This is a genomic window from Nodularia spumigena CCY9414 (genome assembly GCF_000340565.2).
In the GTDB taxonomy this organism is placed as follows: Bacteria; Cyanobacteriota; Cyanobacteriia; order Cyanobacteriales; family Nostocaceae; genus Nodularia; species Nodularia spumigena.
The window spans coordinates 198,143-223,827 of sequence record NZ_CP007203.1; the positions used below are offsets into that span (position 1 = coordinate 198,143).

Sequence of the window (25,685 nt, forward strand, 5' to 3'; positions counted from 1 at the left end):
TGCTATAGTAGTTATATGAGTAAGTTATCTATATCTGAAGCAGCAAAGTTAAAAGGTGTAAGTGTTTCCACACTCAGAAGATGGGAAACAGAAGGTAAATTAATTCCCGAAAGAACAGCTAGTGGTCATAGAAGATATGATTTAGCTCAATTGTTAGGAATCAAGCCTGATTTATCTTACACCATTGGTTACTGTCGAGTTTCTAGCCATGACCAAAAAGAAGACCTAGAAAGACAAAAGCAAGTTGTTGAATTATTTTGCGCTCAAAATGGTTGGCAATTTGAAATTATAGAAGACTTAGGTTCAGGCTTAAACTACAGCAAAAAAGGATTAAAGAGATTAATCCGATTAATTGTTGATAGTAAACTTGAACGTCTTGTTTTAACCCATAAAGATAGACTATTGAGATTTGGTAGTGAATTAATTTTTAGTTTGTGTGAACATTTTGGAACAGAAATAGTAATTATCAATAGAACTGAAGACTCAACTTTTGAAGAAGACTTAGCTCAAGATGTTTTAGAAATAATTACAGTTTTTAGTGCCAGACTGTATGGATCTAGAAGTCACAAAAACAAGAAAATTATAGAGGAGTTGAAAGAAGTTGCTGTTCGGCTTTAAAACTGAGTTAAAAATCAATAACCATCAGCGTACCCAACTACTTCAACATTGTGGTGTTGCTCGTCATGCTTGGAATTGGGGATTAGCTCTTACCAAACAGATATTAGATCACAATAAGTTAAATCCTAATTCCAAAATAAAATTTCCTACTGCTATTGATTTACATAAATGGTTAGTAGCATTAGTAAAAAGTGAAAATCCCTGGTATTACGAATGTTCAAAATCAGCACCACAAGAAGCTCTACGAGCTTTAAAAACAGCATGGGATAGGTGCTTTAAAAAAATATCAGGAGTGCCTAAATTTAAGAGAAAGGGTAAACATGATAGCTTTACCTTAGAGGGTAGTGTCAAAAATTTAGAGTCAAATAAAATACAAGTACCGAAGATAGGAGTTCTCCAAACTTATGAAAGACTACCTCAAAAAGAAATTAAATCAGTAACCATTAGTCGTAAGGCTAATAGATGGTTTATTAGTTTTAGATTTGATGTAGAAAAACAAGATAATAAAAACCTCAAAGTTGTGGGAGTAGACTTAGGTGTAAAAAATTTAGCTACTCTATCAACAGGTGAAATTATAGAAGGTGCAAAGTCTTACAAAAAATATGAATCTAAATTAAGCAGGTTGCAATGGTTAAACAGAAATAAAGTTATCAATTCAAACAATTGGAGAAAAGCACAACTAAAAATTGCTAAATTGCATCTGAAGATTGCCAACATTCGTAAAGATACATTACACAAACTTACTACTTTATTAGCCAAGAACCACGGCAAAGTGGTAATCGAAGATTTAAACGTATCTGGAATGTTGGCAAACAGGAAATTAGCAAAAGCAATCTCCGATATGGGATTTCATGAGTTTCGTCGTCAACTAACCTACAAGTGTGAATTGTATAGTTCTGAACTTGTCGTGGTTGATAGATGGTATCCCAGTTCTAAAACTTGTTCTAATTGCGGAACTAAAAAAGAAAATCTCACACTTAACGAAAGAGTTTTTCAATGTGAAAATTGCGGTTTTGAGTGTGATAGAGATTTAAACGCAGCTATCAATTTATCAAAAATTGATTTGTCAAAAGCTGTCAGTTAGACAGTGTTAGTCTGTGGACTGGATAATGCCGACATTACCAGGATGAAGCAGAAAGTAAACTTCAAACCCCATCTAGTACAAGTTATCTATTATAGAAAAGTCTAAATAGGTAAGTTTGAGTAAGTTTTATGTAACGGTTAGTTAAGATAAGCAGCCACTTAATCTACATAAAAAAAATGATGCGTTATAGCTGTACTTAACGCACCCTCCACATTTTAACCCCTAATAAGCGTGTTTTATCGTATTTTTGAGCTTGAGGAACTTTTAGAGTTATTATTGTAGCTAATGTGGCTAAATGATTCTCATTTTTAGGGTTTTACCTCGGAAATTTTTGTGAGTTTCTCTGGGCTATGTATTAAAACCATCCCTCTTGTTCTAGGGTTTCAATCAACTGCAAACCACGAGGATCACCTACGCCTAATAGTGAGGCTTTAGCGTCTTCCCGGACTCCTAAATCTTGGTCTTCGGCAAAGGCTTGAATCAGCGCATCGATGGCTGTAGCATAAACTATGTTAGATGGCAATTCTCGGCACAATTGCCCAATTGTCCAAGCGCAGTTACTCCGTACAGCTGCCACTCGATCTTGAACTAACGCTTCAATTAGGGACGGGATGGCTCCCACAACGGCTTCATAACCCACGTCTGCCATTTGGGCTAAAGAACTGGCAGACCATAGGCGCACTGCGGAAATATCAGTTTTTAAGGCATCTGCTAGGGGGGCTAAAGAACGGCGATCGCGACAGTTTCCTAAAGCCCACACTACACCTTTACGTACATAGCCATTCCAGTCTTTGTGGAGTTGAGTGATTAACGGTTCCACTGCTTCTGGACTGGGATTGCGTCCAATCCCATAGGCTGCACTAACTCTTACTAAGGGACAAGTATCAGTTAATAGGCGAATTAAATGGGGTGTAGCTCGTTTATCTTCAATATCGCAAAAAGCACGAGCCGCTAGCATCCGTTGCTGGGGTTGATGATTTTCCAAAAGCGCTAGCATCACTTCTGGATCGGGTTTTGCCACTTCAGATTCAGCAGTTAGCGGCTCTATTTTATCCAGGGGGCTTTCTAGTTCCACCTCGGCATCAAGTAAGCTTAGGTCTTCTTCGTCGTACATATTTCATTTAAATGCGCGAGTAGGATTTCATTGAACCCCCCGTGCTAATAAGTCAAACAATTTTAGATTTTGGATTTTGGATTTTGGATTGATTCCACAGATAAATCTGGGGGCTTGTACCATTAAGAAACTATTGGTCAAAACTTCATAGATATCAAATATTGTACATCTATATCAGCTTATTTATGGCTATGGAGTGATTTGAGCATCCATAGGGATTGGGTTTGATAACCTAAGTGATTGTAAAGATTTAAGGCGGCTGAGTTAGATTGAAAAACTTGCAAGCCGATTTGGCGATCGCCTCTTTGAATTGCCCAATTTTCCACATACTGCATCAAAGCTTTACCCACACCCCGCCGCCGATGTTCTGGGACGACGTAGAGCAGAAAAATGTGAGCATGGCGATCGCCCTGCACTTGATCTATGGCATTTCCTACCCACAGACAAGCAATAGGAGATGGGGGAGAATCTCCCTCACCCAAAAAATCTACCCACCACAAAGGCGTGTCCTGGGAGAAATATTGCTCAACGGTTCGGGCTAAGTGGGCAAAATTTTGCTGCGGAAATAGCTCCTGGTAAGTTTGCTGCATGAACTTGACTAGCAGCGATCGCTCTAGCGTTGAACCGCAACGAAGATAGTAACTCGGTAGCAGTTGCTCAGACAAACTCAGGTTCCATTTTTATGAGAGCAGTGGAGGTTGTGCAAAAAAGGCAAATAATTCTGAGTCCCCATTTCCCCATTGTCCTATCTCGCCATTATCTTCAATGGGTGCGGGTGCTGCCATATCAGAAGGTAAAAAAATCCGAGCGCTGACTGCCACAAGGGCTAAGGAGAATACCAACACTGCCAGCAATGGGGCAATGTATTGACGAATGATAGTCATAGTTTAATTGAAATCGGCTAGGATTTTGTTTAAAAATCTAGCTGAAGATTTGTGAACTTTTCTTGACTTATTTTAGCGGTTTTTGGGCATGGTTAACGTTGATCGCGTTCCAAATCATCAATTACTCTTTCGCAATACCAAATTTCTGCCATTCCCGGATAGTTGAGCTTTGCCTGCTCAATTAAGCGCTCGGCTGCGGCAACATCACCTCCTAACTTGGCAATTAGTTTGTTTTTGAGATGGTTATCGGCTATTTGCTCGGTGATTTGCTCGGTAATTTGCTCGTTGATTGGTTCCTGTACCGGCTCTGGTCTTTGTTCTGGTTCTACCTGCAATTGTTCTCTGCGTAGCTGCCAAAATAAAACGTAATAGAGTGTACCAAAAATCAAAAATAGGCTGAATGTACCGAAGAGAGTTAGGAGGTTAAACTCTAGAAATCCTAAAACCAACTGTGAGAGAACATAGCCGAGTAACAAGCCGGTGATTAAGAGAATAAATGTGCCGACAATAATAACTACTTGGTTCCCCATAAATCCTCATCGTCTTCCTCAAGTCCTGGTCTGGATATTGCCACTGGTTTAGGGTTCCAAGGGGCAAACAATGGTAACAGCAGTAGTCCTGGGATAGCAGCGACTATACTAATAATGAAAAATAATGGCCAACCTGTGCTTTTTGCTATAGTGCCAGCTGGCGCAACGAGAATATCACGACTGACAGCCATAAAACTGGATAATAAAGCATATTGGGTGGCAGAAAAGCGCTGATTACACATATTCATCAAAAAGGCCACAAAGGCTGCTGTTCCCAACCCACCACAAAAGTTTTCGATGTTGATTGTTAATACTAGAGCCGGGTAGTTTTGACCTACGTTGGCTAGAGCATAATAAGCTAAATTACTGACTGCTTGCAAAGCCCCAAATAGCCAAAGTGAGCGATTCAGACCAATTTTACTCAAAATCACGCCACCTGAGAGCGTACCAACGATGGTAGCAATTAACCCCATACCACCTTGAATAGCCCCGATATCGGTTTGGGTGAATCCAGTTTGCAACAGAAAGGGTGTAGACATATTGTTGACAAAGGAATCGCCCAATTTATACAGGACGATGAATACCAGCATTAAAATGGCTTGAACTACACCCTGACGCTGGAAAAATTCCCCAAAGGGTAAAATTACCGCCGCCGCTAAAGATTCAGGGGGGCTGGTTTCTTTGGGTTCTGGGGCAAATAAGGTGGCAATAATCCCAATTACCATGCCCAAAGCCATGAATAAGTAGACTGATGGCCAAGGTAAATTATCGGCAAGGATTAATGCTAAAGATCCGGTGAATAACAGTGCTATGCGATAACCTAAGACGAAAACAGCAGCACCGGCTCCTAATTCTAATTCTTCGAGAACGTCGGTGCGGTAGGCATCAGCCGCAATGTCTTGACTGGCACTTAAAAAGGCGATCGCTACTGCGTTAATCGCTAATAATTGTAGTGCTTGCTTGGGTTGTTGGAAAGCCATGAGGGCGATCGCAATCAATAACCCAATTTGCAGTGTTATTAACCAGCCGCGTCGCCTCCCCAAAATTGGTACTGTAAACCTGTCTATTAAAGGCGACCAGATAAATTTCAACGAGTAGGGTAGACCCACAAGGCTAAATAAACCAATAGCGGTTAAATCCACCCCTTCGACAGTCATCCAAGCTTGCAGGGTTCTACTGGTTAAGAACAATGGTAAACCGGAGGAAAAACCGATTAATGTCAAAGCCGCCATTTTACGGCTACCGAAAACTGTCAACAGCGATCGCACTGGTTTCATGTTGTGCAGGTTCCTCTAAATCTTGTGAATTGCAGTTATCTTGCCATAGCTGCTGTGACATTCTACGCAAACATATAAATTTGCTCAGGTTTTTTCTACTGAGATACAGTTAGGACTTACGCAAGAAATCTCTGAAACCCTCTTGACTTAGTGTCCTTTGTGTCCTTTGCGGTTCGTTTATCCATTCCAATCATAAAAACAAGTTTCACAGCCGCACTAATCCCTTAATTTTCCTGAATTTGCTCAATTTGATGACCGTTAATTTCTACCCCGTGTGCAGCCAGACATTTTTCCCAACCTGCACGAGTCCCAATTTCGCTTTTCTGCTTGAGTAGCCCTAATTGCTGTTCTTTTTGAGTCAGTTGAGCAAATTCCTCATAGCGGGGGTAGTTAGGAGTGACAAAATTTTCCTTGCGGTGCAGAATTGGCGGATTCGTTCTTTCTGCATAATCACGGTGAGTTATGTATAAAGTTTTTAAGTCAATTGTGATACTGGCTTTTAAAGCGGGATGGGGATCACTGTCAAAATCTGGGTAAAACAAATAGGATATTTGCGGTTTTTCAATGTTGTATTTAATTAATGTGGCTCCATCGACACGCCCAATAGTACGACTAGCACAGCTTTCATAAATTCGTAATAAAGGATCTAGTGCTGGGAGTGCTGAAACATGAACGTATAGTGCGCCTCGTGTGTGTTTACCAATTTTGCTTTTTTCACAAGCTGTTTGCACAACTTTGGGATCACCTAAACTGAACAGTTTTTGGTCGGCTACTTGACAAGCTTCTTCATAGCTACCGAAAAAGGCTTTGATATCGTGACGCATCTCTGGGGCTAGTTTTTGCCATGACGGACGTTGATCAAAGTGGCTGAGGGCGAGATATACTTGGATATCTAAAGAACGACGATAGGCGATCGCATCCCATTCAGGTTCATCGGTAGCTTGTAACACCACATTAAAAGCCCGGCGGAAGTTTCCAAATTCACTGAGTAATTCTGTTTGGTTCGCTAATTCGCCTTTAACGGGTAATCTGCCCCGTTTGGCAAAAAAGTCCATCAGTGGTTGTAATTGCTCTTGGTAGTCCTCAAAGCGCTTACTGGGGATACGAACTCTGGGTGTAGCAGTGCTAGAAAAGAAGCGGATGGCTTTAAAACTTTCTTTAGCAGCTTCATCACGAAAAACAAAATAGACACCTAAAGCTACTGGGACTGCATCAACGTTGAGAACTTCATCTATATAGGTTTTCAGTTCTTGTTGTTCATAATACTTCTGAAAGGTGTTGCGGCGAGTCACAATACCATCGCTGTAAGCTAGTTGTGCTTTACTAGGGGCATTAATTAATACTTGAGCCGCCACAATTAAAACCTGTTGAGTAAGTTCCCAAGCATGGATGAGACTTTGGCGGCGTTCCTCTTGGTCTTCAATCACATTGAGGACATAACCCAAATTGACCACATCGGCGGCGGTCATTGATTCATTGGGAAAATAATAAGGGTCCCAACCAGCGCTGGTGTAGCCTAAATTGCCGACTCGCTGCACATCACCACCGTAGCCGCAGCCGTAATCAAAGAATGAGGTTTCCTGATGAAGGATAGCCCATTCTATTGCCAACCGCACGGGGCGAGATATATCATTACGAGCGATCGCAGCTCGATGACGCTCGATTTCTAAAGATTCAGGCATATCAGTTATCAGTTAACAGTTAACAGTTAACAGTTATTAATATCCTTTCCATCTTTGAGCGCGAGTTGGATTAAATCTTCAATTTTCTTGATATTTGGATCACCCGCTAAATAACCAATTCCCCGATGCAAGTGCAGCCGAAATTGGCTAGCGAGGCTGTCTTTATCAATGGGGTAGCCGTCGTTGTGACAGCGTTGCTTGAGGGCGAGGAGGAGGATATCAGACATTTCGCCGCCAAATACCCGCCAGGTCATTTCCACGTTGCTATCTTGGGGAATTAGTACGGGTGAGGGTGCAGTTGCTTCAGCTAGGGAACGACAAAAAGCCCAACGACATAAAATGTTCCATTGGTCAATTTTTGTAGTGCGTCTGAGTTTAAGAAGTTGGTCTTTGGCTGTTTGAGAAAGTTTAATTCTTTCAATTGGAGATTCCATAATAATTCCATAATATAGCGATCCTATCTCTTTTTTCTCTTCCTCTGTGATCTCTGTGTCTCTGTGGTATGGCTAACGCCACGCTCCGCTAACGTTAAAAAAATCCCGTTCAAAACTCAAATATAATTCCTATATTAATTATTACTTGAGTCATAAACCCAAACAGTAACGAACCGCCGCTTCAACTTCAAGCATCTTAGAATCAGAAATTTTGCCAGTTGATTTAGCAGCAAAGCGATTTGGATCTAAAGAGCGAATTTGAAAACATAAAAATACAGTTTCTATCAGCAATCCACTGTCACTGGGAGATACTCTAATATTAGTAGGATAATCGCGCTTAATATTTGTGCCTTTCGTCCCTACAACTACAGTCACTACCAAAGGTAATTGGTTAATAGCGTCTACAGATAAAACTAATACAGGTCTTGTCCCTGACTGTTCTCGACCTATAACTGGATTAAGATTAACAAAATAAATTTGCCCTCTTTCGATCCTCACGGCTGTGATAATCCATCCATCTCAGTAACAAAAAATTCCTGATTAATAGTGGATATCTCTGTTTGTATATCTGAATCTATAGCCATTGCAGCTAGTTGTTCCTGCATATATTTCATATTTATAAATATATCTGATGTTTGCTGCTTTTCTTTCATTTGTTTTTGGATACGTTCTAAAAGCCATTCTAGTTCTTCTAATGACAAACCACTTAAATCACGTTCGATTTCTCGTAAATTTGATGACATCATAATTAACTAGCGATTTTTACCTGTGAGTGAGATATCTATTATTTTAAACAACATCTACTACCAAAAATATTTATTTTCTATGATTGTAGTTTGGCGGGTGGAGGAGTCGTATTTGAGGAGATATTCACGAGCGATCGCCTCATTATTTCTCAGTGTTTCTACTTCGTGTTTACCAATTTCAGTATCAGTAGACAACAGTATTACTTGATGACTAGCGGATGGAAAATACCGTTCTACGAGATTTCCCCGGTGGGATGAGTCCAATCTCCCCAGAGGCGTGTCTATGGCTACAGGTAAGCGGTGTCCAGAGACTCGCGCTAATCCCCAGAGAAAGGCGATCGCTAAAAGTTGCTTTTCGCCGGCTGAAAGTCGATGTTTGGGAACTGGTTTACCATTAAAGTCATACAGAGAGAGGCTGAAACTATCTGTATGAATGGCGACACGATGCACTAAATCTGATTTATGCAGCAGGTAGCGGAAACATTCTGTAACTTCAACTTCTAATTTATTCAGTTTGCGGAGAGTCAGTTTTTCCCGAAAAAGTTTGAGTGTATCTTGAACTTTAGCCGTTGCCGTAATAATATGTTCATTATATTTGCGGTCAATATTAGTTTCTGTATATTTTTCTAAGGTTTTTTTAGTAGTCCGAATTTGAGTGTCTAATTCATTCAAATTTTGTTTCGCTATTTCACAAGCTGCTTGGGCTTCTGCAACTTCTTTTTGGGCTGCTTGCAATTCATCTACCAGCCTTTGATAATCTTCTGGAGATGCGGCTGTTTGAATTTGTCTTTCTAGGGTAATAACTTCTTCTTCTTGAGTTTGGTGTAGTTCTAGCTGCTTTTGAGTAGCATTTTTTGTATAGGGTAAATAATGATGAATAATATTATCTAAATGATGCAGAGTTTCTGTATCAGATAATAGCCAAACTTCCCCTGTAGTATCTTGCTTAATGAGATTATTTTCTTCGTCAATAAAATCTTGAATTTTTTCTACTTGTTGGTCAGCAATAGTTAATTGTTTAATTAATTCAATTAAGCGGTGATCTCGTTCTAATAATAAATTATATGCTACCTTAGCTTGTTGAGTCCGAAATTCCTTTTGTCCTTGGAGATAAGCTTGATTTAGCAAAGGTTCAATTAAAGCTAACGGTAAAATATCAGCAGCTAATCCGCGCATGGCTTGACGGCTATTTTCTGACTCAGCAACTATTTGAGATTTTTGTTTTTCTAAATAAGTGCGATCGCCTGCAATTTTACCACCTTCAGAGATGAATTTATCCACAGCTTCTTGCTGCTTCTTTTCTGCTACTACTAAATTATCAGTCAGTTCCTTTAATTGAACTTCAACTTCCTGATATTCCTTTTGTTCTAACTTGAGTTGATGTTCAATTTCTTCTAAATTAGCCAAATCTTGAGTATCCGCAATTTCTTTGCGCTTGCGGTTGACGATAATTTCTAAATCACCGCCTAAACGTTCAGCTAGTTCTAAACCTAAAAGTCCGCGAATTGCATCAACTACAATCGATGGAGGTGTTTCTTGTTCTGCGAGTTCCTTAACTTGTTCACCATCAAATAGAAACAAGTTAGAAATCCCTAAAGGTAAGAGATTTTCGATATACTCATCCCAAATATTAACTAAAGCCGTATCCAGCCATTCTTGAGCATCTAAAATCCCTAATTGGTCTTTACCATCTTTAGGGTTTTTTGTCCAGCGTCGAACAACTCTATATTTTACTGGTTGGTCATTTTCAATATGTTCAAAAACTAATTCAATGCGAGTATCTTCAGTGGGTGAACTGTGACTATTAACGCATTGGTTAAGAAAATCATTATAACTCAAGTTCCCACGGGTAGAACATTGGGCGCGATGTCCATATAATGCTAGGCGAATTGCATCCATCAGGGTAGTTTTTCCGCCCCCATTCATCCCACCTAATAGAATAATTGGATAGGAATTTTCCTGATCAATTTTTGGGTCAAGGTTGATTACCTGACGACCACAGTAAGGGCCAAAGTTTTGTAATACGAGTTCAAGAAATATCATTTATTTTTGAGTTTTTAAGATACGGGGCGAGAGAAGACCGGGCGAATGAATTCACCCGGTATTTTATAATCAATATTCATTTTTACTTAACTCTTTTTAAACTTCATACTTCCCCAACTTGGCGGTTTATCGCTTGCGTCGTCGCTTTCATCCACAGCGTCGCCCAAAGTCAACTGCTTGACCTTTTTCACATCCCCTTGGTCAACGGCTGTTTTTAAATCACGTTTCAAATGAGCATTTTTAATCGCTTCCTCTGGAGAATGGGAACTGGTGACAAAACATTTCTCTAAACTGTCATATATTCCCACCCGACGACCTTTTTTCCGATACTGGCGTTCTGTATCTAACAGCTTAGACATCAGTTCTAAGTGCATAGCATCATCGCCACAAATTTCCTCTAACACTTCCCATTCATCGCTACCCAGTAGACTGTAGCCAGCACCAGGACGGGGGTCTTTGAAAACTTCACCAGTCACTTCTTGATAAATGCGCGGTAAACTATCATCAAATTCGTGCTTTTCTTCTAGCCAGATGCGGCGAATTTCGCTAAGTTCCTCTGGACTTATTAGCGTAATGTCGCGCATATTTTCTGGTGCTGTACGCCTGATTTTAGTTTGTGCTTCTAGTAACTTTCTTAACAAATGTTCTCGCCAAGATTTAACGTAGGGGCCTGGTATTGGTTCAATAGAAACTTCCCCTTCCAAGTTGCGCTCAAATAGTTGAACTTCTCCCCAGATGCGGCGAAAGTCTCGCTTACTTCGGTCTTGGTCAATATTTAATTCTTCTAAACGAATATCAATCAGAGGTTGCAACCATTCTTTCTCTTCATCATTTTGAATCATGGCTTGCATAGACCTATCACTATTAACTAATGTACAGACCCAGCATCCAAAACGAGAGCTACCACAACTAGGAGTAGAAGTATCAACTACTAAAGGACATTCATTATCTGCTGTTGCACCTCGATACATAGCAAATAAGTCTTTGTTGCTGTATTCCCAAGGATTTGACCATTGCATCAAATACAGCCAAACTTCATCAGTACGCCAATCTTCGATGGGAGTATAAAGCAGTGAGTTAACCAGACTAGGATGAGGACTAAGGCGCTCTCGGACTCTACCAATTTCACGCTTGGCCATAATAGCCGCACGATTAGTACTTTCCGTCTTGCGAGTTCCCAAGACTACAATTGTTTCACCACTAGCCCGGACAACATCACGAATGAAGTTGTTAGAAGGGTCAATTTTCAATCTTCCGGTACACCAACGGAATTTGTGACGTGGTGCTGGATAGCCTTTACCCATCAAACCTACCCAGTAACTCTGTTTAGTCTCTGGTTTCAATAAATGCGGTTTTATGGGCATTTTTTGCTCTTGAGCCGCTACTTTCATCTGTTCTAATGAATTACGTACCCAAGTAGCAACATAAGGATTCTCGACACCTGTATCAGTTGTAATTACATGAATTGGTTTAATCCGTTTTTCTGGTGGAAGTTCATGTATTGCGTTCCAGATAAGCTGTAAGGTCGCCGTGCTGTCTTTACCTCCGGAATACCCCACAACCCAAGGTATCTCGTCTAAACAATATAATTCTTGTATTTCAGTGGTGAGAACTTGGATATAGTCCACTAACTCTGCTACAGTACGTGTTTGCGGAACTTTATTTTCTGGTTGTTGTGCTGTAGTCATAATCTCTCTATATTTTTAAATATGGGTGTGACTTGATTTTTAGTATCCCAGTGAATGGAATTAGCTGGTATACAGGCAAAATTTACCTATGTCGGTGCAAAATTTTTTTAAAAACCTTACTACTATTACTCAATTTTTAGACAATTAGACTATCCTAACACCATTTACTTTTTAAAAATTAATATGAAGAAGAATGTATCAGATCAAACTGCTGACATCGCTCAAGAGTATCTGGAACGGGAAAACAAGGATAAACAGGTACTCGCCTTACTGCTAGAGAAGTTCATGGGGAAGAAAGACCAGATTTTAGTCCAAAAAACCGAGATGGGCGGTACTGAGGCTTTTGTTGGTTCTGTTACCTTGGAATGGTTGGCTGGTCGTGTTCACTTCGCCTCTGGTTTACCCTTGCTTGAGAAAAAGTACAATCCAGACACTGGTAACATTGAGATTGACGCAGATAGCATTGATGAAATTCAGCAACGTCCCATTGACTGGACACGTCAAGCACCACTAGTACAGTATTTAGCAGCGCGGAAAAGTCATAAATTCCCACCTGTGCTGGTAGTAATTAATCAACCTTGGGTAGATAACCCCAAAGCGGCTGAGTGGGATAGTCAGGGAATAGCTTTAAAATCTACTACTGATTTCACCCCTTTAGATAAAGATGGTAAAGTTGGTCTGCTGAATATTTCTGAAGAAAATGTGACAATTTATGCTTTGGATGGTCAGCACCGACTCATGAGTGTACAAGGGTTGATGGAGTTAATCAAAACTCGCAAATTGCAGCGCTATAAAAAAGATAAAACTGCTGATGATAATTCTATTACCTTAGATGATTTGAGAGATAAGTACCAAGTAGACCTTGATTACTTGCAAAGCTTACCCAAAGAAAAAATAGGAATTGAATTTATCTGTGCGGTTGCGGCTGGGGAAACTCGCACCGAAGCTAGGCGAAGAGTAAGGTCTATCTTTGTTCATGTTAACTTAATGGCTGCACCATTGACTAAAGGTCAGTTAGCACAGCTAAATGAGGATGATGGGTTTTCCATTGTGGCGAGAAAAATTGCTGTTACTCATCCGCTTTTGGAACAACGAAAAGAGCGCAATCCTCGTGTTAATTGGAATAGTGGAACAGTGGCATCTAATTCTACTGTTTTAACCACCCTGCAAGCTCTCCATGATATGTGTGAGCGATATTTGGGGCAAAAGTTCCCTCACTGGAAACCTCTGGAAAAAGGCTTAATTCCCATGCGTCCAGAGGATGAAGAACTTGAGGAGGGAATTGCGGAATTTAGCAATTTATTTGATCATTTAGCCAGCCTTCCCAGTTATAAGCTGCTGGATGAAGAAGACACTCCAACTTTGCGACGCTTTAGTTTTGAAAAGGATGGGGGAGAAGGAAATCTGCTTTTTCGTCCTGTTGCACAAGTGGCTTTAGCGCAAGCTTTGGGAATCTTGGTTTTTCAAAAAGGTTTTACACTAGCAAATGTCTTTAAAAAGTTGCGGAAATTCGACCAACAAGGCGGTTTAAGTGGTATGGAGTATCCCCAGTCTTTATGGTATGGCGTTTTGTATGACCCCAATAAAAAGCGAGTCCAGGTTTCTGGACGGGAATTAGCGGCGAAGTTACTAATTTATATTCTGGGTGGAGTTCAGGATCAAATGGAACGCGCTGAACTGCGTAAGGCTTTGGCTGATGCGAGAACTATAGAAAATAAAACAATAGGTTTTGATGGTAAGTTTGTCGAACCCAAGCAAGTAGGACTTCCACCAGTGCTGTAATTAGGCTTGAAATATATTTTGGCGATGCCATTGAAGTGCTTCTAATTCTGGAAAGTATTGTTCTGTATTTGGTAGAAGTATTTTTTCCCCATGAAAATCTTTCATAGGTTTAGCGTAGGGAGAAACTTCTGCCAAATCTTCGCTCACAATGATTTTGTATTGCTCGTCTATGGTAAACCAACCACGGTCAAATGCCCAATGATGATTTTTACACAGTGCTATTCCATTATGGATTCTGTTGTCATAAAACTGGGAAAATGGTTTAATGTGTGCGCCATCAATAATATTTTGATTTATGGCTTTAGTTACTTTCAGTCCACAAAAAGCACACCTAGAATCATAAACATATACAATAGCTTTCCTGAAAAAAGCATTTCTAATTGCTGCTCGCTTTAACTGCCATCTTGGCTCATAATCTGCATTTTCAGATTTAAGTAATTTTTCTATTTCTACAGTTTGGTCATCAAAAGTCTCATTGATTTTCAAAATAACTTCTATATCACTTTCATTCTCAGAAAAGAAGGCTACCACGAGTGCATCAATTAAATATTTTCGAGAAGTTTCATCTTGGAGGAAGTTAAATAATTCAATATCTAAATAGGCATATTCAATAGTTTCTTTCAGTCTTTTAGTCGTTTTTGGACGCAACCCATTAAAATGAGGTGTAAACGCTAAGTACCAAAATCCTTCATTTTTGAGATGGTAGAAAGGATAGTGTAAACCACCTTTGTGATACGCAGATCCTATAACATTCCAGTAATTCGTAAATGTTTTAATTAATTCGTCTGAAATATAAATTTTATTATCGTTAATAATACCTCTGCTAATTAAGTCAACTACAGATAAAAGTAATATAGGTTTATATAAAGCATTCCCAAGCTTCCGGCTAACGCTAACATTTAATTGTGAAAATTTTTGCCGATAATGTTCTAAATTTTTCATTTTAAAGCTTTATTTGAAGAAATAAATTAACTTAAAAATTTACTAAGATCAAATTCTTCGTCTGACTGTTCTTGAGCATCTTTTTCGGAAATGAGAAGCAATAACAGACGTTCTGAATAATCAACGGCTCCTCGTAATTCATTTTGTAAAATTTCCAGCCCTCCATTAGCATACTCTTCAAATATTTGGGTACGTTGATCTTCATACTCTTCTTCTCTAGAAGAAAGTATTTGTATATCTTTGGTTTCAGTTATTCCTAATAAGTTGATAATGAGGTCATGTCCTAGAGAGGCAAAATTTTCTTGTGGAATTGGCGAAGGTTCCCTTTTTGTAAATTCGCCTAGAGGAACACGTTTTTTATGTTTGACTCCCAAAGCTGCGGCAAATACCATTACTTCTACATAAGTTTGAAAAGGACCAGTTGTGTCTTTTGATGCTAATAACTGTTTCACCAACTCAGCCTTATCTTTAGCAACCCTGATTCTGTTTGCAGCCATAATAATGATATTTATATTGTGACTATTTTAACCGAATATTAGATGCGATCGCCTATTCCCCTTTCCTCTCTGTGTCCTCTGCGCCTCTGTGGTTCGTCAACTCCACATCCTCATAAACCAGAGACAGAGGAAAGCGAAAATCAACACTAGTTAAATGAACCTTATCCCCCTCAGCGTAAGGATGTAACTCCCATAAACCCCTATCATTCAATCGAAAACAATCCAAACTCATTTTTTGAGCATCAATCAGCACATACTCTTGCAAAGTTGCTATCCGACGATACTGCGTAAACTTACCCCCTCTGTCGTAAGCTTCCGTACCTGGGGAAAGAACCTCAACAATCAGACAAGGATACTGAATAAACTTAATAGCTTGTTTATCCCTGGGATGACAACTCACCATCACATCCGGGTAATGAAAGGGGCCATTTTCCGATACACCCAGCTTTGCATCTGCCATAAAAGCACGACACTTACCCCCTCGTAAATGTCCTTTTAACGCCGCAGCTAAATTAAGAGCAATAGTAGTATGAGGAATAGTCCCCCCAGTCATGGCAAAAACTTCACCATTGATATATTCATACTTAACCTCCTGTGTCTCCTCCCATTCCAAATACTCCTGGGGAGACATATAACTTCCTTCTCGACTCGCAATCATAACCCCACCTCAAAAACAACCACCCATCTTAACTCTACCTCTTCCCTCCGCGCCTTTGCCCAGTGGTTTTGGGTGTCAAAAAAGGCGAGGGTGTGGGTGTGGGATAAGGTGAGAAGAAAGGTGAGTATTGCTAGGGTATATTGGTTCATGATTGTCTCACGCTGAGGCGCAGAGGCGCAGAGAAGAATAGAGAAGCGTACAGTGGGAAAGAATGTCAATCAATTCTTTTGACTGATAACTGATAACTGATAACTGATAACTGTTAATTACGAATTATTTCTATGATTTCGGTATATTCAAATTCGTTGGGACTTTGCTTGACTAAGGGGTATCTTTGTCCTGCTAATTGGATATAATTTTGTTCACAATCTGGTTTTGAGGAATAATAGGTAAGTACGTATTCTTTACCAATTCTTTCTGTCATTTCTTCTTCTACTTCACCTCTCCATTGAGTTTTACTGGCTAAGACAATTAATTGATTAGCTAATTTGGGAATTGTCCCCGCTATATGTCTCCGTGACATTTCATCTAAGCTGCCAAAGGGGGAATCCATAACAATAGGAAATGTGCTACTATCGGGAAGCATCATCATTTTGCGCTTTTGACTCCACTCTCTCACTTTATCTATGATGCTGGCAATGAAGGATAAGCTGAGAATTTGATTTTCTCCTGTAGAAGCTGCAACTGGTGCTTCTATTCCCGCAGTGTGTTCTACTAAGGTTAATTCATATTTTTCGCTAATTTTGGGAATATATGGTTTGACTGAAAGCTGGTTAAATATCTCTTGGACTCGTTTTTCTAGTTGCAGACGAAATTGTTTTTCTTGCCGATTTTTAACTTCGGTTAACCGTTCAATTGCATCTTGAGTAGCGTTAATGCGTCGCTGTGCTAAAATTTGTCGTTCTTCATTTAGTTTCTGCTTGGATATTTGTTTACCTAAAGCATCAATTTGTGTTTTTAATTGAATAATTTTCTGCTGGTTTGCACCTTGTTCTCGATTTAGTTCGTCAATTTTGCTGGAAATCTCATCTAAGCGTTTTTGTAAGCTGCTAATTTCTTCATTTGCATCTTTTCGTAGTTTGTCTTGAAGGTTATCTAATTCACCTTCAACTTGGGATATAGTTTCTCTTAACTGTTTAATTCTGGCTTGTTCTCTATCAACTTCTTCCCAAAAAGCCCCAGCTTGTTTATCAATTTCATCGACTTGAACACCCATGCGAATAGCGGTTTCTTCTACGGCTGAAGAACCAGCTTTATCTAGCCAAGTTCGGACATTTTCATGATTATCAGTACCTGCGCTTAAGTCTGCACCACAAATACAGCGTTGAGTTTTTAATAATTCGTTGACAAATTCCCGCGAAATTCCAGAGGTTAACTCACCTCGCTGTTTTAAATCATCAACAATTTTCCGAAATTGTGATGTCGTCTCCCCCAGTAACACTGTATAACCCCGTGAGGAAATGATTTTTTTCAGGGCTTCTTTATTTTTTTTGAATGCTTCCTGGTTTTCGGCTTTCTGCAATTCTAAATTTTGCCACCTGTCTTCTATTTCTTTGGCTTTAACAAGTTCCAATAAACGGTTACTTGTCTCTTTTTTAAAGGTTTGCTGATATTCTAACTCTTGTTTAATTTCTGTTTGGCGGTTGGTGATGCGTTCACTTTCTTGTTCTATCTGTTCTTGCTGTTTTAGCAGTTTCTTTGTTTCTGCATTACCAATGGCTTTCAACTCATTCTCTAAAGTTTTTTTCGCTTCTCCTAAATGTCGGATAGAACGGTTAATTACTTCCACACCCAAGAAAATCTTAGTCGCTTCCGCAATTTCCGCTTTTTTATCAGAACGCACGATTTCTTCTATGCGTTCACCGTCAAAGAAAAAATATTGATGTAAACTTGCAGGTAAAATTTGATTAATAATATCATCTGGTTGTTGTTGTGGTATGTACCAGCTACCATCGTCTTCACCTACCCACATCCGTAATTCTGTTTTACCAGCTTCAAAGTCGCTGTCATTTTTATAAACCCGACAGGAACGGTTAACTTTATAGCGTTTACCTTCGTGTTCCCAGCCAACTTCTACCCAACATCCTACAGCTTGACCTTTTTGGGCTTCAGCTATGGAACGTTTATTAACTAACTGTTCGGCGGAGGCGAAAGCGGCACTAAATTTTTCATATAATACCCAAGTGAAGGCATTGAGTAAACTGGTTTTTCCAGAACCGTTATTACCATGAATAATTGTGGTGTTCAGGGTATCTCCCACGGCGAGGAATATTTCTGGGGTTGTACCATAAAAGGAGCGAAAGTTGCACAGCTTAATTGAAGTTAGCTTCATTGCACTTCTTCCTTGACAATATCTAATATCTCTTCGTTAATATGGCTATTGATTTTTTTATCTAGTCTGCCTTTTTCCAATTTCCAAACTCGCTCAATAATCTGTCGCACTTCTGGCGACGCACTGGAAATTGGTTCCTGCACATCTTCAATATTTGTGTCTGGGAGCATTTGGCGGCTTTTCAATAGGTTTTCTTTATATTTTAGCTGCTATAAGTCCTGCATTTACATCCGTGAAGCTACTATTACTCTTGGTTTGAGGTCTGGCTGGAATTTTTGCAATTTATTCGGCAAAAAGAATGCTTGATTTTGCGTTTTGGGTGTGGTAAATTAAAGATGGATTTACATTATAATCGTGTATAAGCTAAATTTTTAGAGCAAGGTACAGCCGATTATGATCAACCTTAATATTATTCTCCCACACTTTCTGCTATTTACTACAAATTTAAAAAAAATTTTTGTTAAAGAGTAGGACTTACGCAAGAACTCTCTGAAACCTTCTTAACTTCGTGTCCTTCTCCCTTGGCGCTAGCCTCTCCCTTTGGGAGAAGGGGAGACGCTTCGCGAACGTGTCCTTCTCCCTTGGCGCTAGCCTCTCCCTTTGGGAGAAGGGGAGACGCTTCGCGAACGTGGTTCGTTTTTCCATAATTTTGCGTAAGTCCTGAAAGAGGAACGAACCGCCAAGACGCAAAGAACGCCAAGGAGGAGGAGGAGGAGGAAGTATTATCAAATATCTAATAATCCGTAACGTTTTTGTAAGTTTAGTAGTTTCATTCTAGCTTCGCCGGCGTTATCGGCTAGGTCGGCAAATTCTACGAAGCGGCGGAGTTCTTTTTTTAAGAGGTTGCGTTCTATTTCTATGGTTTCTCTATCTAAGTCTGGTGGTAGGACTATCATATCGAATATGGTGGCGCGTTCTTTACCAATGTGAGGACGTAATACTCTCCCCCGGCGCTGTATGAATTGGCGCGGGTTTCCAGAACTTGATAATATGACGGCTGTTTGAATGGCTGGTATATCAACTCCTTCGTCTAAACAACGAATTGCTACTAAACCCTGTAATTCTCCACTTTCAAATTGACAGCGTAAGGTTTCCCGTTCTTTGAGGGAGGTGTGGGCTGTGTATGTGCTGACTCTATATCCTAAATCTACACCGAGGATTTTGGCTACGGCTTTGAGTTGACGCAAGGATGAACGTTGTCCGGTTTCTTGGGAACCATCGCTACAATAAAATAGTGTGTGGGTACTTTCTCGCCGAGTTGTCATTAATTCTCGCAAAGCGGTTAATTTATTTTCTGCTGTACCAATTAACCTGGCGCGTTGCATTAATAATGGTTTTAAGTCTTCGTTGTCTTCAAAGTTTCCCCCTTGGCTATTTTCTCGTTCTCTATATAATAGCGATCGCCCAATCTTTTTAGTTAACTTTAAATAAGCCATACTTTCCGTTTCGGTCAGTTCTACAAGTATGGGATAATACAAATAATGTACTAAAGCCCCTTGAGCGATCGCATCCTTTAAGTTAAACTCTGGTTGTAGCACTGAACCAAAGTAATCAAATAACGATTGCGTACCATAATCATCGAAATACCTTTCTGGTGTCGCCGATAAAGCCAGTCGTAACCCCACCCGACGAGGTAAATTTTCCTCTAATTTCGGTGCGCCTAAATTATGCGCTTCATCACCAATAATTAAAGTTTTAGGGGGAAAATACTTAAGTTGAGACTGAAAACCATCACCAATTAATGTGGAATTGGTAGTAATTACCGTAACAAAGTTTTGCGAACCGGAACGCAGATTATACAGTTGGGTAGATAGTTGACTTTGCCAAGTGCGTAAATTCTCGAAAGCTAAAATAGGCTGTAAGTTAAACTTCTCACATTCTCGCGCCCATTGGGTGACAAGATGACGATAAGGACACACCACTAATAACACTTGTAAATTAATTTGCTGGTATAATTCACAAGCGATCGCTAAAGCTGTAATAGTTTTACCACTACCAGTAGCCATTTTTAGCGTTCCTCTGCCATTGTTAGCAAACCAGCTAGTAATAGCCTGTCGCTGATATGGACGTAATTGCAGAGATGCAGGCAAAATTGGGCATCCTGGTAATGGCTGACGAGTTTGATAACTCCCCTTACCTTCCCGAACAAATGGAAATTTTAGCCTAAAAGTAGATTGTTGTTGATAATTAGTCATTAGTCAATCAATTTTAGATTTTAGATTTTAGATTTTGGATTAGACTACAATCTAAAATCGCTTTCTCCAAAATCCAAAATTCTTTACGGACCACTCCCTATTTAATAACCGCGCCAAACTCCCACTAGAGAACCCTGCACCTGCACTTGTGTAGCGAGTACCTCAATGGGTTTATACTTAGAATTGGCAGGCTTGAGAGTTACGCGATCGCCTTGGCGATAAAAACGTTTTAAAGTAGTACCGTAGCCATCAACTCTCGCAGCGACGATAGTTCCATTTTTTAACTGGTCTGGTTCTAACACTGGATGCAGAAATACTAAATCGCCATCAGCAATTAAATCTTCAATCATGCTATCGCCGGCTACCCGTAAACCATAGCTTTGAGGAGGTAAGGAAACATGAGAAAAGTCTAAATGATCTATAGCGTCAGTAAAAGGTTCAATTAAACCACCAGCCGCAATTGTGCCTAAAATTGGGATACCTTGCTTCACAGGATGCAAAATCCGAATCGTTCGCGCCTTACCTTCATTCCAGTCTATATAACCTTTGGTACGTAAATGCTCTAAACGACTTTGAATTGGTGCAGGTGATTTCAGCTTCATTGCTTCCATCATTTGCCGAATTGAAGGAGAATACTGGTGAATTTTAATATATTCTACCAACCAATCGTATAATTGTTGTTGAGCTTCTGTGAGACGTTCCATAAATTTATTGGGAATTAAATACAAATGTCTTTAGAACATTAGTACTACAAAAAATCCCAAATCACAAGATGAAAGTAAAAATATGAAAGGCAAAAGCAAGACAAATCTCTTTGCTTCTGCCCTATAGATTGTTACTGCTATATAAAACCTAGACAAAACTAGACTTTACTTTCTACTTCAACGGGAGCATGGGAGCAGTTATCCCTCAGTAGACTTTCACGCCTTAGCCAGACGCGATTGTGTTCCAATTAAGTTTCTGAAAAAGACTACCACCATCATTGCTTGGTTTTCGCGTCGGCAATAGTCTCAATTCAATACTTGATATCACCGTATTATATATCAAGTAGTTGATTTTTTCCTAAAATATATATTGATTTTTGTCAATATAAGTATAGTTTTGTCTATGAAATTGTCAACTTAGGACTTGCTCTGCGCCTAAAATACTAGCGAGTAAAGCTTTTTGGGCGTGTAAACGATTTTCGGCTTGTTCCCAAACTCGTGACTGAGAACCTTCTAAAACTGCTTCGGTAATTTCTTCACCACGATGGGCTGGTAAGCAGTGTAAAACAATTGCTTCTGGGTCTGCAAGACTTAATAACTCTTCGGAAATTTGATAAGGTTGGAAAATTGGCAAGCGATTATCAGCTTCTGTTTCTTGCCCCATACTAGCCCAAACATCAGTATAAAGTACAGTAGAACCCTTGGCGGCTAATTCTGGGTCATCAGTCAGCATCACTTCAGTTTTATCACCTGCAATGGCTCGTGCTTGTTCTACAATACTCAAATCAGGTTCATATCCTTTAGGGGTAGCAACTCTCACATTCATACCTGCTAAAGCACAACCCAGCATCAGAGAATTAGCAACATTATTGCCATCACCGACGTAGGTCAAAGTTAAGCCAGAGATATCACCAAAGCATTCTTGAATTGTCAATAAATCAGCTAAGATCTGACAAGGATGTTCTAAATCGGTCAGCGCATTAATTACAGGAATTTTGGCATAACTAGCAAAAGTTTCCAAATCTTGCTGTGCAAAGGTGCGAATTGCTAAAACATCTAAATATCGGTCTAATACCCGTGCGGTATCCTGCAAAGGTTCCCCACGGCTAACTTGAGTCACATTAGGGTTAAGATCAATTACCTGTCCACCCAATTGGTACATTGCTACTGTAAAACTAACTCGCGTGCGAGTTGAGGCTTTAGAGAATAACAAACCCAACACCTTGTTGCAATGCAATTTCAACTCTTGTGATTTGAGTTGAGTTGCGAGTTGCAGGAGTTCTTGAAGTTCCTGGGGACTGAAGTCCGCTAGGCTTAATAAATCTCGTCCTATCAACGCTACCATGCTTTTGATCTATAAAGAACAATCATCGATTTCTGTTCCTTGACCTAGCTGGGTCAAAAAAAGTACAGTTTTAAACCAGTACCATATATTTTGGCATCCAGCCCAGTATTTGAGTTAGTTTTTGCTATGCATATTAATTTAGCAACTTTATCAGTCATTAAATTCACTAATTTTTTTCGGGTTGACTGCGCTTTTAGTAGTTATTCCGGCAGATTCAGTTTTTTTGGCCTTGACTATAGACAATTAAATTATGTATGCTACAATAGGATGTCGGTTAAGGCTTTGAAAGCAATAACCATGCCCGCCAGCATAGCACAGTGGTAGTGCATCCGACTTGTAATCGGAAGGTCGTCGGTTCAAATCCGACTGCTGGCTTTAATTTTTTGATATTTCCACAGGATTTGTCCGCGTTGACTATTGCGGCGCAAAACCGGAACATTTCCTACCCTGAGTGTGAATTATTCTCTCATATATGCATAGTGCGATCGCTAATCTTTCCTAAGATCATTACAAAATCATTCAACTGACCTAAGTCAAATATAGTTTGAGTGAGTTTTCCGAAGAATCACAACTGAAATCGGAATTAATGGGACTTCTGAAACCCTATAGCAATTACTCACCAAATTTGACAGCTATCCCCAATGGAATCGATTTATTTATGCGGAAAGCACAGGGTGAGATAAACAAAGGACAAAAATAGACAGTTTTTATTCAGCCTTCAGACAGTGGAGGAATGAAGTGGAAAACCACTATCTTAGAAGCCCAGCCAAATAGAGAACTGCGGTGGAGAGGTACTCTGACCATAGATAGATTATTTACAGGTGAGTATATTTTTATCATTCTACCATTAAACAAAAATCGAGTCCAGTTCATTCACCGATAATTTTTTTCTGGTTTATTGATTCCCTTGATGAAAAAATGGCTGAATACAGATACTAAAAAGGGTTTTCCATCAATGAATCAGGCGTGAAAAATTACAGCAGAAAGTATCACCTAGTTGATTCAAATAGGAAATATTGCATGGCTAATACAGACGCAAACCCAAAGCAGCCTCTATTACCAGCGCTGATGTCAAGAAACTATCGTCTGTTTTTTGCCGGACAAAGCCTTTCCTTGATTGGTTCATGGATGACACATATTGCTACAATTTGGCTAGTATATTACTTAACAAACTCCCCAGTCATGTTGGGAATTGTGGGATTTTGTAGTCAAATTCCTAGTTTTTTTCTTGCGCCTTTTGGGGGAGTTTTTGTAGATCGGTTTTCGCGATATCGGACTTTAATTGGGACACAAATATTTTCGATGATTCAGTCATTAGCTTTAGCAGTGCTGGCGTTAACTGGTACGATTCAGGTATGGCATATTATCGGATTAAGCTTGTTTCAAGGATTGATTAATTCAGTCGATTCACCTGCGCGACAAGCATTTGCGCCGGAATTAGTGGAACGTAGAGAAGATTTAGCTAATGCGATCGCCATAAATTCAACTATGATTAATGCAGCGCAATTAATTGGTCCAGCAGTGGGAGGTTTACTGATAGCCAGTATTGGTGCTGCTTATTGTTTCCTAATTGATGGATTGAGCTATATTGCTGTAATCACAGCATTATTAGTAATGAATATTAAACCCAGACAAATGGTAATGACAATTGGTAATCCTTTCCAAAAAGTAGCCGAAGGATTTATTTATGCTTTTAGCTTTCCATCAATTCGCGCCATCTTATTATTATCAGCTTTAGTCAGCTTCATGGGACTGCAATATATGATTCTGCTGACAATTTTTGCAGAAGACATCCTCAAAGGTAGTGCCGAAACATTGGGATTTTTAATGGTAGCTTCGGGAGTAGGAGCTTCCACCGGGGGTATTTATCTAGCTACACGCAGAAGCATACTAGGAATTGGCAGATTAATCGCCTTAGCACCAGCAATTTTAGGAATTGCTTTAATAGCCTTTTCTTATTCTCGCTTTTTACCACTGTCTTTATTTATCATGCTGTTTGTGGGCTTAGGAACATTTTTGCAAGTTGCTGCTAGCAATACATTTCTCCAAACAATTGTCGAAGATGATAAACGCGGGCGATTGATGAGCTTATACACCATGTCATTTTTAGGAATATTACCTTTAGGACATTTACTAGGAGGCTTTTTAGCAAATCGTATCGGCGCACCCAATACATTAGCTATTGATGGAATAGTTTGTATTTTAGGGTCTATATTGTTTTACAGAAAACTCCCCGTATTAAAACAAACTATCCGGGCAGTTTATGAGCAAAAAAATATTGTACTAATTCAAAGCACTTCCAGATAAATAATTGTATATATAGGAAGTGAAACCTGCGGAATCAGCAATTTTCATGAAATACTAGGCTGATCTAAAGTTTTGAGCTTCTGCAAAATTTGTTCAATTTGAATAACCCTTTCATTTCTACTTTGTGATTTAAAGACATCTAAAGCTTTTTCTAAAGAAGCGATCCCTTCACTTTCTTGATTTGTTTGTAAAAATGCAACAGCCGAATTAGCCAGAGCATCACCATAATTAGGATTAATTTCTAAAGCTTTCTGATAAGCTGCAATAGCTTCTTCCCAAAGACTTTGACTAGCATAAACCAGACCGATACCGTTGTAAGCCAGAGCATGATTTGAATTGAGGCGAATGGCTTCTCGATAAGCCTTAATAGCCTCCTCTGGCTTTTCTTGTCGAAACAACACATTTCCCAATTCAAAGTGTCCAAAGGCGTATCTGGGGAATTTTTTAATTAATGTGCGTAAGTTTTCTTCTGCTCCTGTGAAATCCCCTTGACTGGATAAAGTCTTAGCTTGTTGTATGAGTTGCGATCGCTCTTCTTCTGGTGTCCCGCGAGATTGTGCTAGTTTTTCAACTCTACTTTTTACCAGTTCGGGTGAATTTACCGCGACTTTTCCAGGATGCGCTAACACTAATGGTGATATAGCAATTGTAGTGATGATACTCAGCGTTATGTAGCTCAGAGTGGAAACAAATGCTGATTTCATTTGGCTATTTACCTCAATGATGTTCTGATACCCATGTTAAATTCAAAATGAGTAGATATGGGGTAGGCGAGAAGAATCAGCGATGAACCTCACCCCCCAACCCCTCTCCTTTCTAAGGA

The 25,685-nt window shown here is 39.6% G+C and carries 26 protein-coding genes and 1 tRNA gene; 6 read left to right on the forward strand and 21 right to left on the reverse strand.

Annotated features, from left to right (window positions below; genetic code table 11):
• The first annotated feature begins 15 nt into the window (after positions 1–15).
• The gene (locus tag NSP_RS00915; protein WP_006195580.1) at positions 16–618 is read left to right on the forward strand and encodes an IS607 family transposase; all 603 of its coding nucleotides are present in this window, start codon (positions 16–18) and stop codon (positions 616–618) included.
• The gene (locus NSP_RS00920) at positions 602–1,702 is read left to right on the forward strand and encodes an RNA-guided endonuclease InsQ/TnpB family protein (RefSeq protein WP_017803715.1); all 1,101 of its coding nucleotides are present in this window, start codon (positions 602–604) and stop codon (positions 1,700–1,702) included. Before NSP_RS00915 ends, NSP_RS00920 begins: the two co-directional genes overlap by 17 nt.
• Positions 1,703–2,057: 355 nt before the next feature.
• Here the strand turns inward: NSP_RS00920 and NSP_RS00925 are convergent, their stop codons facing one another.
• The 11 genes from NSP_RS00925 to dndC all read right to left on the reverse strand — a co-directional run bounded on the left by NSP_RS00925 (position 2,058) and on the right by dndC (position 12,100).
• Positions 2,058–2,816 carry a HEAT repeat domain-containing protein gene (locus tag NSP_RS00925; RefSeq protein ID WP_006195441.1) on the reverse strand — a complete coding sequence of 253 codons (759 nt, stop codon included), beginning with the start codon at positions 2,814–2,816 and terminating at the stop codon, positions 2,058–2,060.
• A gap of 179 nt (positions 2,817–2,995) precedes the next feature.
• On the reverse strand, positions 2,996–3,406 hold the full coding sequence (locus NSP_RS00930; RefSeq protein WP_006195440.1) for a GNAT family N-acetyltransferase: 411 nt from the start codon (positions 3,404–3,406) through the stop codon (positions 2,996–2,998).
• Between the two features lie 90 nt (positions 3,407–3,496).
• A complete protein-coding gene (locus tag NSP_RS00935) occupies positions 3,497–3,700 on the reverse strand; it encodes a hypothetical protein (protein ID WP_006195437.1) in 204 nt (67 codons plus the stop codon).
• A 92-nt stretch (positions 3,701–3,792) separates the two neighbouring features.
• The gene (locus tag NSP_RS00940) at positions 3,793–4,230 is read right to left on the reverse strand and encodes a hypothetical protein (protein ID WP_006195435.1); all 438 of its coding nucleotides are present in this window, start codon (positions 4,228–4,230) and stop codon (positions 3,793–3,795) included.
• Complete coding sequence (locus tag NSP_RS00945) at positions 4,215–5,507, reverse strand: AmpG family muropeptide MFS transporter (RefSeq protein WP_006195433.1); 1,293 nt, start codon at positions 5,505–5,507, stop codon at positions 4,215–4,217. The genes NSP_RS00940 and NSP_RS00945 overlap by 16 nt, the downstream gene beginning before the upstream one ends.
• Positions 5,508–5,731: 224 nt before the next feature.
• Entirely contained in the window at positions 5,732–7,189 is a 1,458-nt protein-coding gene (locus NSP_RS00950; protein WP_006195431.1) for a DNA phosphorothioation-associated putative methyltransferase, read from the reverse strand.
• A 26-nt stretch (positions 7,190–7,215) separates the two neighbouring features.
• Complete coding sequence (gene dndE, locus NSP_RS00955) at positions 7,216–7,623, reverse strand: DNA sulfur modification protein DndE (protein WP_006195429.1); 408 nt, start codon at positions 7,621–7,623, stop codon at positions 7,216–7,218.
• A 150-nt stretch (positions 7,624–7,773) separates the two neighbouring features.
• Positions 7,774–8,121, reverse strand: a complete 348-nt coding sequence (locus NSP_RS00960) for a type II toxin-antitoxin system PemK/MazF family toxin (protein ID WP_006195428.1) — start codon at positions 8,119–8,121, stop codon at positions 7,774–7,776.
• Positions 8,118–8,369 (reverse strand): hypothetical protein, encoded by a 252-nt coding sequence (locus tag NSP_RS00965; protein ID WP_231859517.1) that lies wholly within the window; start codon positions 8,367–8,369, stop codon positions 8,118–8,120. The genes NSP_RS00960 and NSP_RS00965 overlap by 4 nt, the downstream gene beginning before the upstream one ends.
• Before the next feature lie 57 nt (positions 8,370–8,426).
• Positions 8,427–10,412, reverse strand: a complete 1,986-nt coding sequence (gene dndD, locus NSP_RS00970; protein ID WP_006195424.1) for a DNA sulfur modification protein DndD — start codon at positions 10,410–10,412, stop codon at positions 8,427–8,429.
• Between the two features lie 86 nt (positions 10,413–10,498).
• Positions 10,499–12,100: a DNA phosphorothioation system sulfurtransferase DndC gene (gene dndC, locus NSP_RS00975; RefSeq protein WP_006195423.1), complete on the reverse strand. Its 1,602-nt coding sequence runs from the start codon at positions 12,098–12,100 to the stop codon at positions 10,499–10,501.
• A 183-nt stretch (positions 12,101–12,283) separates the two neighbouring features.
• Between dndC and NSP_RS00980 the strand changes: the two genes are divergently transcribed.
• Positions 12,284–13,882 carry a DGQHR domain-containing protein gene (locus tag NSP_RS00980; RefSeq protein WP_006195422.1) on the forward strand — a complete coding sequence of 533 codons (1,599 nt, stop codon included), beginning with the start codon at positions 12,284–12,286 and terminating at the stop codon, positions 13,880–13,882.
• On the opposite strand, the gene NSP_RS00985 is transcribed toward NSP_RS00980, so the two are convergent.
• The 9 genes from NSP_RS00985 to argF all read right to left on the reverse strand — a co-directional run bounded on the left by NSP_RS00985 (position 13,883) and on the right by argF (position 22,555).
• Positions 13,883–14,824: an HNH endonuclease gene (locus tag NSP_RS00985; RefSeq protein ID WP_006195419.1), complete on the reverse strand. Its 942-nt coding sequence runs from the start codon at positions 14,822–14,824 to the stop codon at positions 13,883–13,885. It abuts the gene before it with no gap.
• A gap of 26 nt (positions 14,825–14,850) precedes the next feature.
• Positions 14,851–15,321, reverse strand: a complete 471-nt coding sequence (locus NSP_RS00990) for a DNA phosphorothioation-associated protein 4 (protein ID WP_006195418.1) — start codon at positions 15,319–15,321, stop codon at positions 14,851–14,853.
• 52 nt (positions 15,322–15,373) lie between these two features.
• Positions 15,374–15,979 carry a Uma2 family endonuclease gene (locus NSP_RS00995; RefSeq protein WP_006195417.1) on the reverse strand — a complete coding sequence of 202 codons (606 nt, stop codon included), beginning with the start codon at positions 15,977–15,979 and terminating at the stop codon, positions 15,374–15,376.
• Positions 15,976–16,128: a hypothetical protein gene (locus NSP_RS26635; protein ID WP_159076562.1), complete on the reverse strand. Its 153-nt coding sequence runs from the start codon at positions 16,126–16,128 to the stop codon at positions 15,976–15,978. The genes NSP_RS00995 and NSP_RS26635 overlap by 4 nt, the downstream gene beginning before the upstream one ends.
• Before the next feature lie 113 nt (positions 16,129–16,241).
• Complete coding sequence (locus tag NSP_RS01000) at positions 16,242–18,311, reverse strand: AAA family ATPase (protein WP_006195415.1); 2,070 nt, start codon at positions 18,309–18,311, stop codon at positions 16,242–16,244.
• Complete coding sequence (locus NSP_RS26165; RefSeq protein ID WP_006195413.1) at positions 18,308–18,481, reverse strand: hypothetical protein; 174 nt, start codon at positions 18,479–18,481, stop codon at positions 18,308–18,310. Before NSP_RS26165 ends, NSP_RS01000 begins: the two co-directional genes overlap by 4 nt.
• A gap of 555 nt (positions 18,482–19,036) precedes the next feature.
• A complete protein-coding gene (locus NSP_RS01005) occupies positions 19,037–20,506 on the reverse strand; it encodes a DNA phosphorothioation system restriction enzyme (protein ID WP_006195411.1) in 1,470 nt (489 codons plus the stop codon).
• Between the two features lie 101 nt (positions 20,507–20,607).
• Positions 20,608–21,210: a transcriptional repressor LexA gene (lexA, locus tag NSP_RS01010; RefSeq protein WP_006195409.1), complete on the reverse strand. Its 603-nt coding sequence runs from the start codon at positions 21,208–21,210 to the stop codon at positions 20,608–20,610.
• A gap of 412 nt (positions 21,211–21,622) precedes the next feature.
• Complete coding sequence (argF, locus tag NSP_RS01015; RefSeq protein WP_006195408.1) at positions 21,623–22,555, reverse strand: ornithine carbamoyltransferase; 933 nt, start codon at positions 22,553–22,555, stop codon at positions 21,623–21,625.
• 303 nt (positions 22,556–22,858) lie between these two features.
• Between argF and NSP_RS01020 the strand changes: the two genes are divergently transcribed.
• From NSP_RS01020 to NSP_RS01025, 3 genes are all read left to right on the forward strand, one after another.
• Positions 22,859–22,930: transfer RNA gene (locus tag NSP_RS01020), tRNA-Thr, on the forward strand.
• 358 nt (positions 22,931–23,288) lie between these two features.
• Positions 23,289–23,438 (forward strand): SRPBCC family protein, encoded by a 150-nt coding sequence (locus NSP_RS25820; protein ID WP_157133645.1) that lies wholly within the window; start codon positions 23,289–23,291, stop codon positions 23,436–23,438.
• A 137-nt stretch (positions 23,439–23,575) separates the two neighbouring features.
• Positions 23,576–24,862, forward strand: coding sequence for an MFS transporter (locus NSP_RS01025; protein ID WP_006195407.1), 1,287 nt, complete (start codon positions 23,576–23,578; stop codon positions 24,860–24,862).
• Between the two features lie 44 nt (positions 24,863–24,906).
• On the opposite strand, the gene NSP_RS01030 is transcribed toward NSP_RS01025, so the two are convergent.
• A complete protein-coding gene (locus NSP_RS01030; RefSeq protein WP_006195406.1) occupies positions 24,907–25,566 on the reverse strand; it encodes a tetratricopeptide repeat protein in 660 nt (219 codons plus the stop codon).
• Positions 25,567–25,685: the final 119 nt, after the last annotated feature.

Excerpts from the sequence above, each read along its gene's own strand:
- NSP_RS00915 (WP_006195580.1), top strand. The coding sequence starts at position 16 with ATGAGTAAGTTATCTATATCTGAAGCAGCAAAGTTAAAAGGTGTAAGT.
- NSP_RS00925 (WP_006195441.1), bottom strand. The coding sequence starts at position 2,816 with ATGTACGACGAAGAAGACCTAAGCTTACTTGATGCCGAGGTGGAACTA.
- NSP_RS00930 (WP_006195440.1), bottom strand. The coding sequence starts at position 3,406 with ATGCAGCAAACTTACCAGGAGCTATTTCCGCAGCAAAATTTTGCCCAC.
- NSP_RS00935 (WP_006195437.1), bottom strand. The coding sequence starts at position 3,700 with ATGACTATCATTCGTCAATACATTGCCCCATTGCTGGCAGTGTTGGTA.
- NSP_RS00940 (WP_006195435.1), bottom strand. The coding sequence starts at position 4,230 with ATGGGGAACCAAGTAGTTATTATTGTCGGCACATTTATTCTCTTAATC.
- NSP_RS00945 (WP_006195433.1), bottom strand. The coding sequence starts at position 5,507 with ATGAAACCAGTGCGATCGCTGTTGACAGTTTTCGGTAGCCGTAAAATG.
- NSP_RS00950 (WP_006195431.1), bottom strand. The coding sequence starts at position 7,189 with ATGCCTGAATCTTTAGAAATCGAGCGTCATCGAGCTGCGATCGCTCGT.
- dndE (WP_006195429.1), bottom strand. The coding sequence starts at position 7,623 with ATGGAATCTCCAATTGAAAGAATTAAACTTTCTCAAACAGCCAAAGAC.
- NSP_RS00965 (WP_231859517.1), bottom strand. The coding sequence starts at position 8,369 with ATGATGTCATCAAATTTACGAGAAATCGAACGTGATTTAAGTGGTTTG.
- dndD (WP_006195424.1), bottom strand. The coding sequence starts at position 10,412 with ATGATATTTCTTGAACTCGTATTACAAAACTTTGGCCCTTACTGTGGT.
- dndC (WP_006195423.1), bottom strand. The coding sequence starts at position 12,100 with ATGACTACAGCACAACAACCAGAAAATAAAGTTCCGCAAACACGTACT.
- NSP_RS00980 (WP_006195422.1), top strand. The coding sequence starts at position 12,284 with ATGAAGAAGAATGTATCAGATCAAACTGCTGACATCGCTCAAGAGTAT.
- NSP_RS00985 (WP_006195419.1), bottom strand. The coding sequence starts at position 14,824 with ATGAAAAATTTAGAACATTATCGGCAAAAATTTTCACAATTAAATGTT.
- NSP_RS00990 (WP_006195418.1), bottom strand. The coding sequence starts at position 15,321 with ATGGCTGCAAACAGAATCAGGGTTGCTAAAGATAAGGCTGAGTTGGTG.
- NSP_RS00995 (WP_006195417.1), bottom strand. The coding sequence starts at position 15,979 with ATGATTGCGAGTCGAGAAGGAAGTTATATGTCTCCCCAGGAGTATTTG.
- NSP_RS26635 (WP_159076562.1), bottom strand. The coding sequence starts at position 16,128 with ATGAACCAATATACCCTAGCAATACTCACCTTTCTTCTCACCTTATCC.
- NSP_RS01000 (WP_006195415.1), bottom strand. The coding sequence starts at position 18,311 with ATGAAGCTAACTTCAATTAAGCTGTGCAACTTTCGCTCCTTTTATGGT.
- NSP_RS26165 (WP_006195413.1), bottom strand. The coding sequence starts at position 18,481 with ATGCTCCCAGACACAAATATTGAAGATGTGCAGGAACCAATTTCCAGT.
- NSP_RS01005 (WP_006195411.1), bottom strand. The coding sequence starts at position 20,506 with ATGACTAATTATCAACAACAATCTACTTTTAGGCTAAAATTTCCATTT.
- lexA (WP_006195409.1), bottom strand. The coding sequence starts at position 21,210 with ATGGAACGTCTCACAGAAGCTCAACAACAATTATACGATTGGTTGGTA.
- argF (WP_006195408.1), bottom strand. The coding sequence starts at position 22,555 with ATGGTAGCGTTGATAGGACGAGATTTATTAAGCCTAGCGGACTTCAGT.
- NSP_RS25820 (WP_157133645.1), top strand. The coding sequence starts at position 23,289 with ATGAAGTGGAAAACCACTATCTTAGAAGCCCAGCCAAATAGAGAACTG.
- NSP_RS01025 (WP_006195407.1), top strand. The coding sequence starts at position 23,576 with ATGGCTAATACAGACGCAAACCCAAAGCAGCCTCTATTACCAGCGCTG.
- NSP_RS01030 (WP_006195406.1), bottom strand. The coding sequence starts at position 25,566 with ATGAAATCAGCATTTGTTTCCACTCTGAGCTACATAACGCTGAGTATC.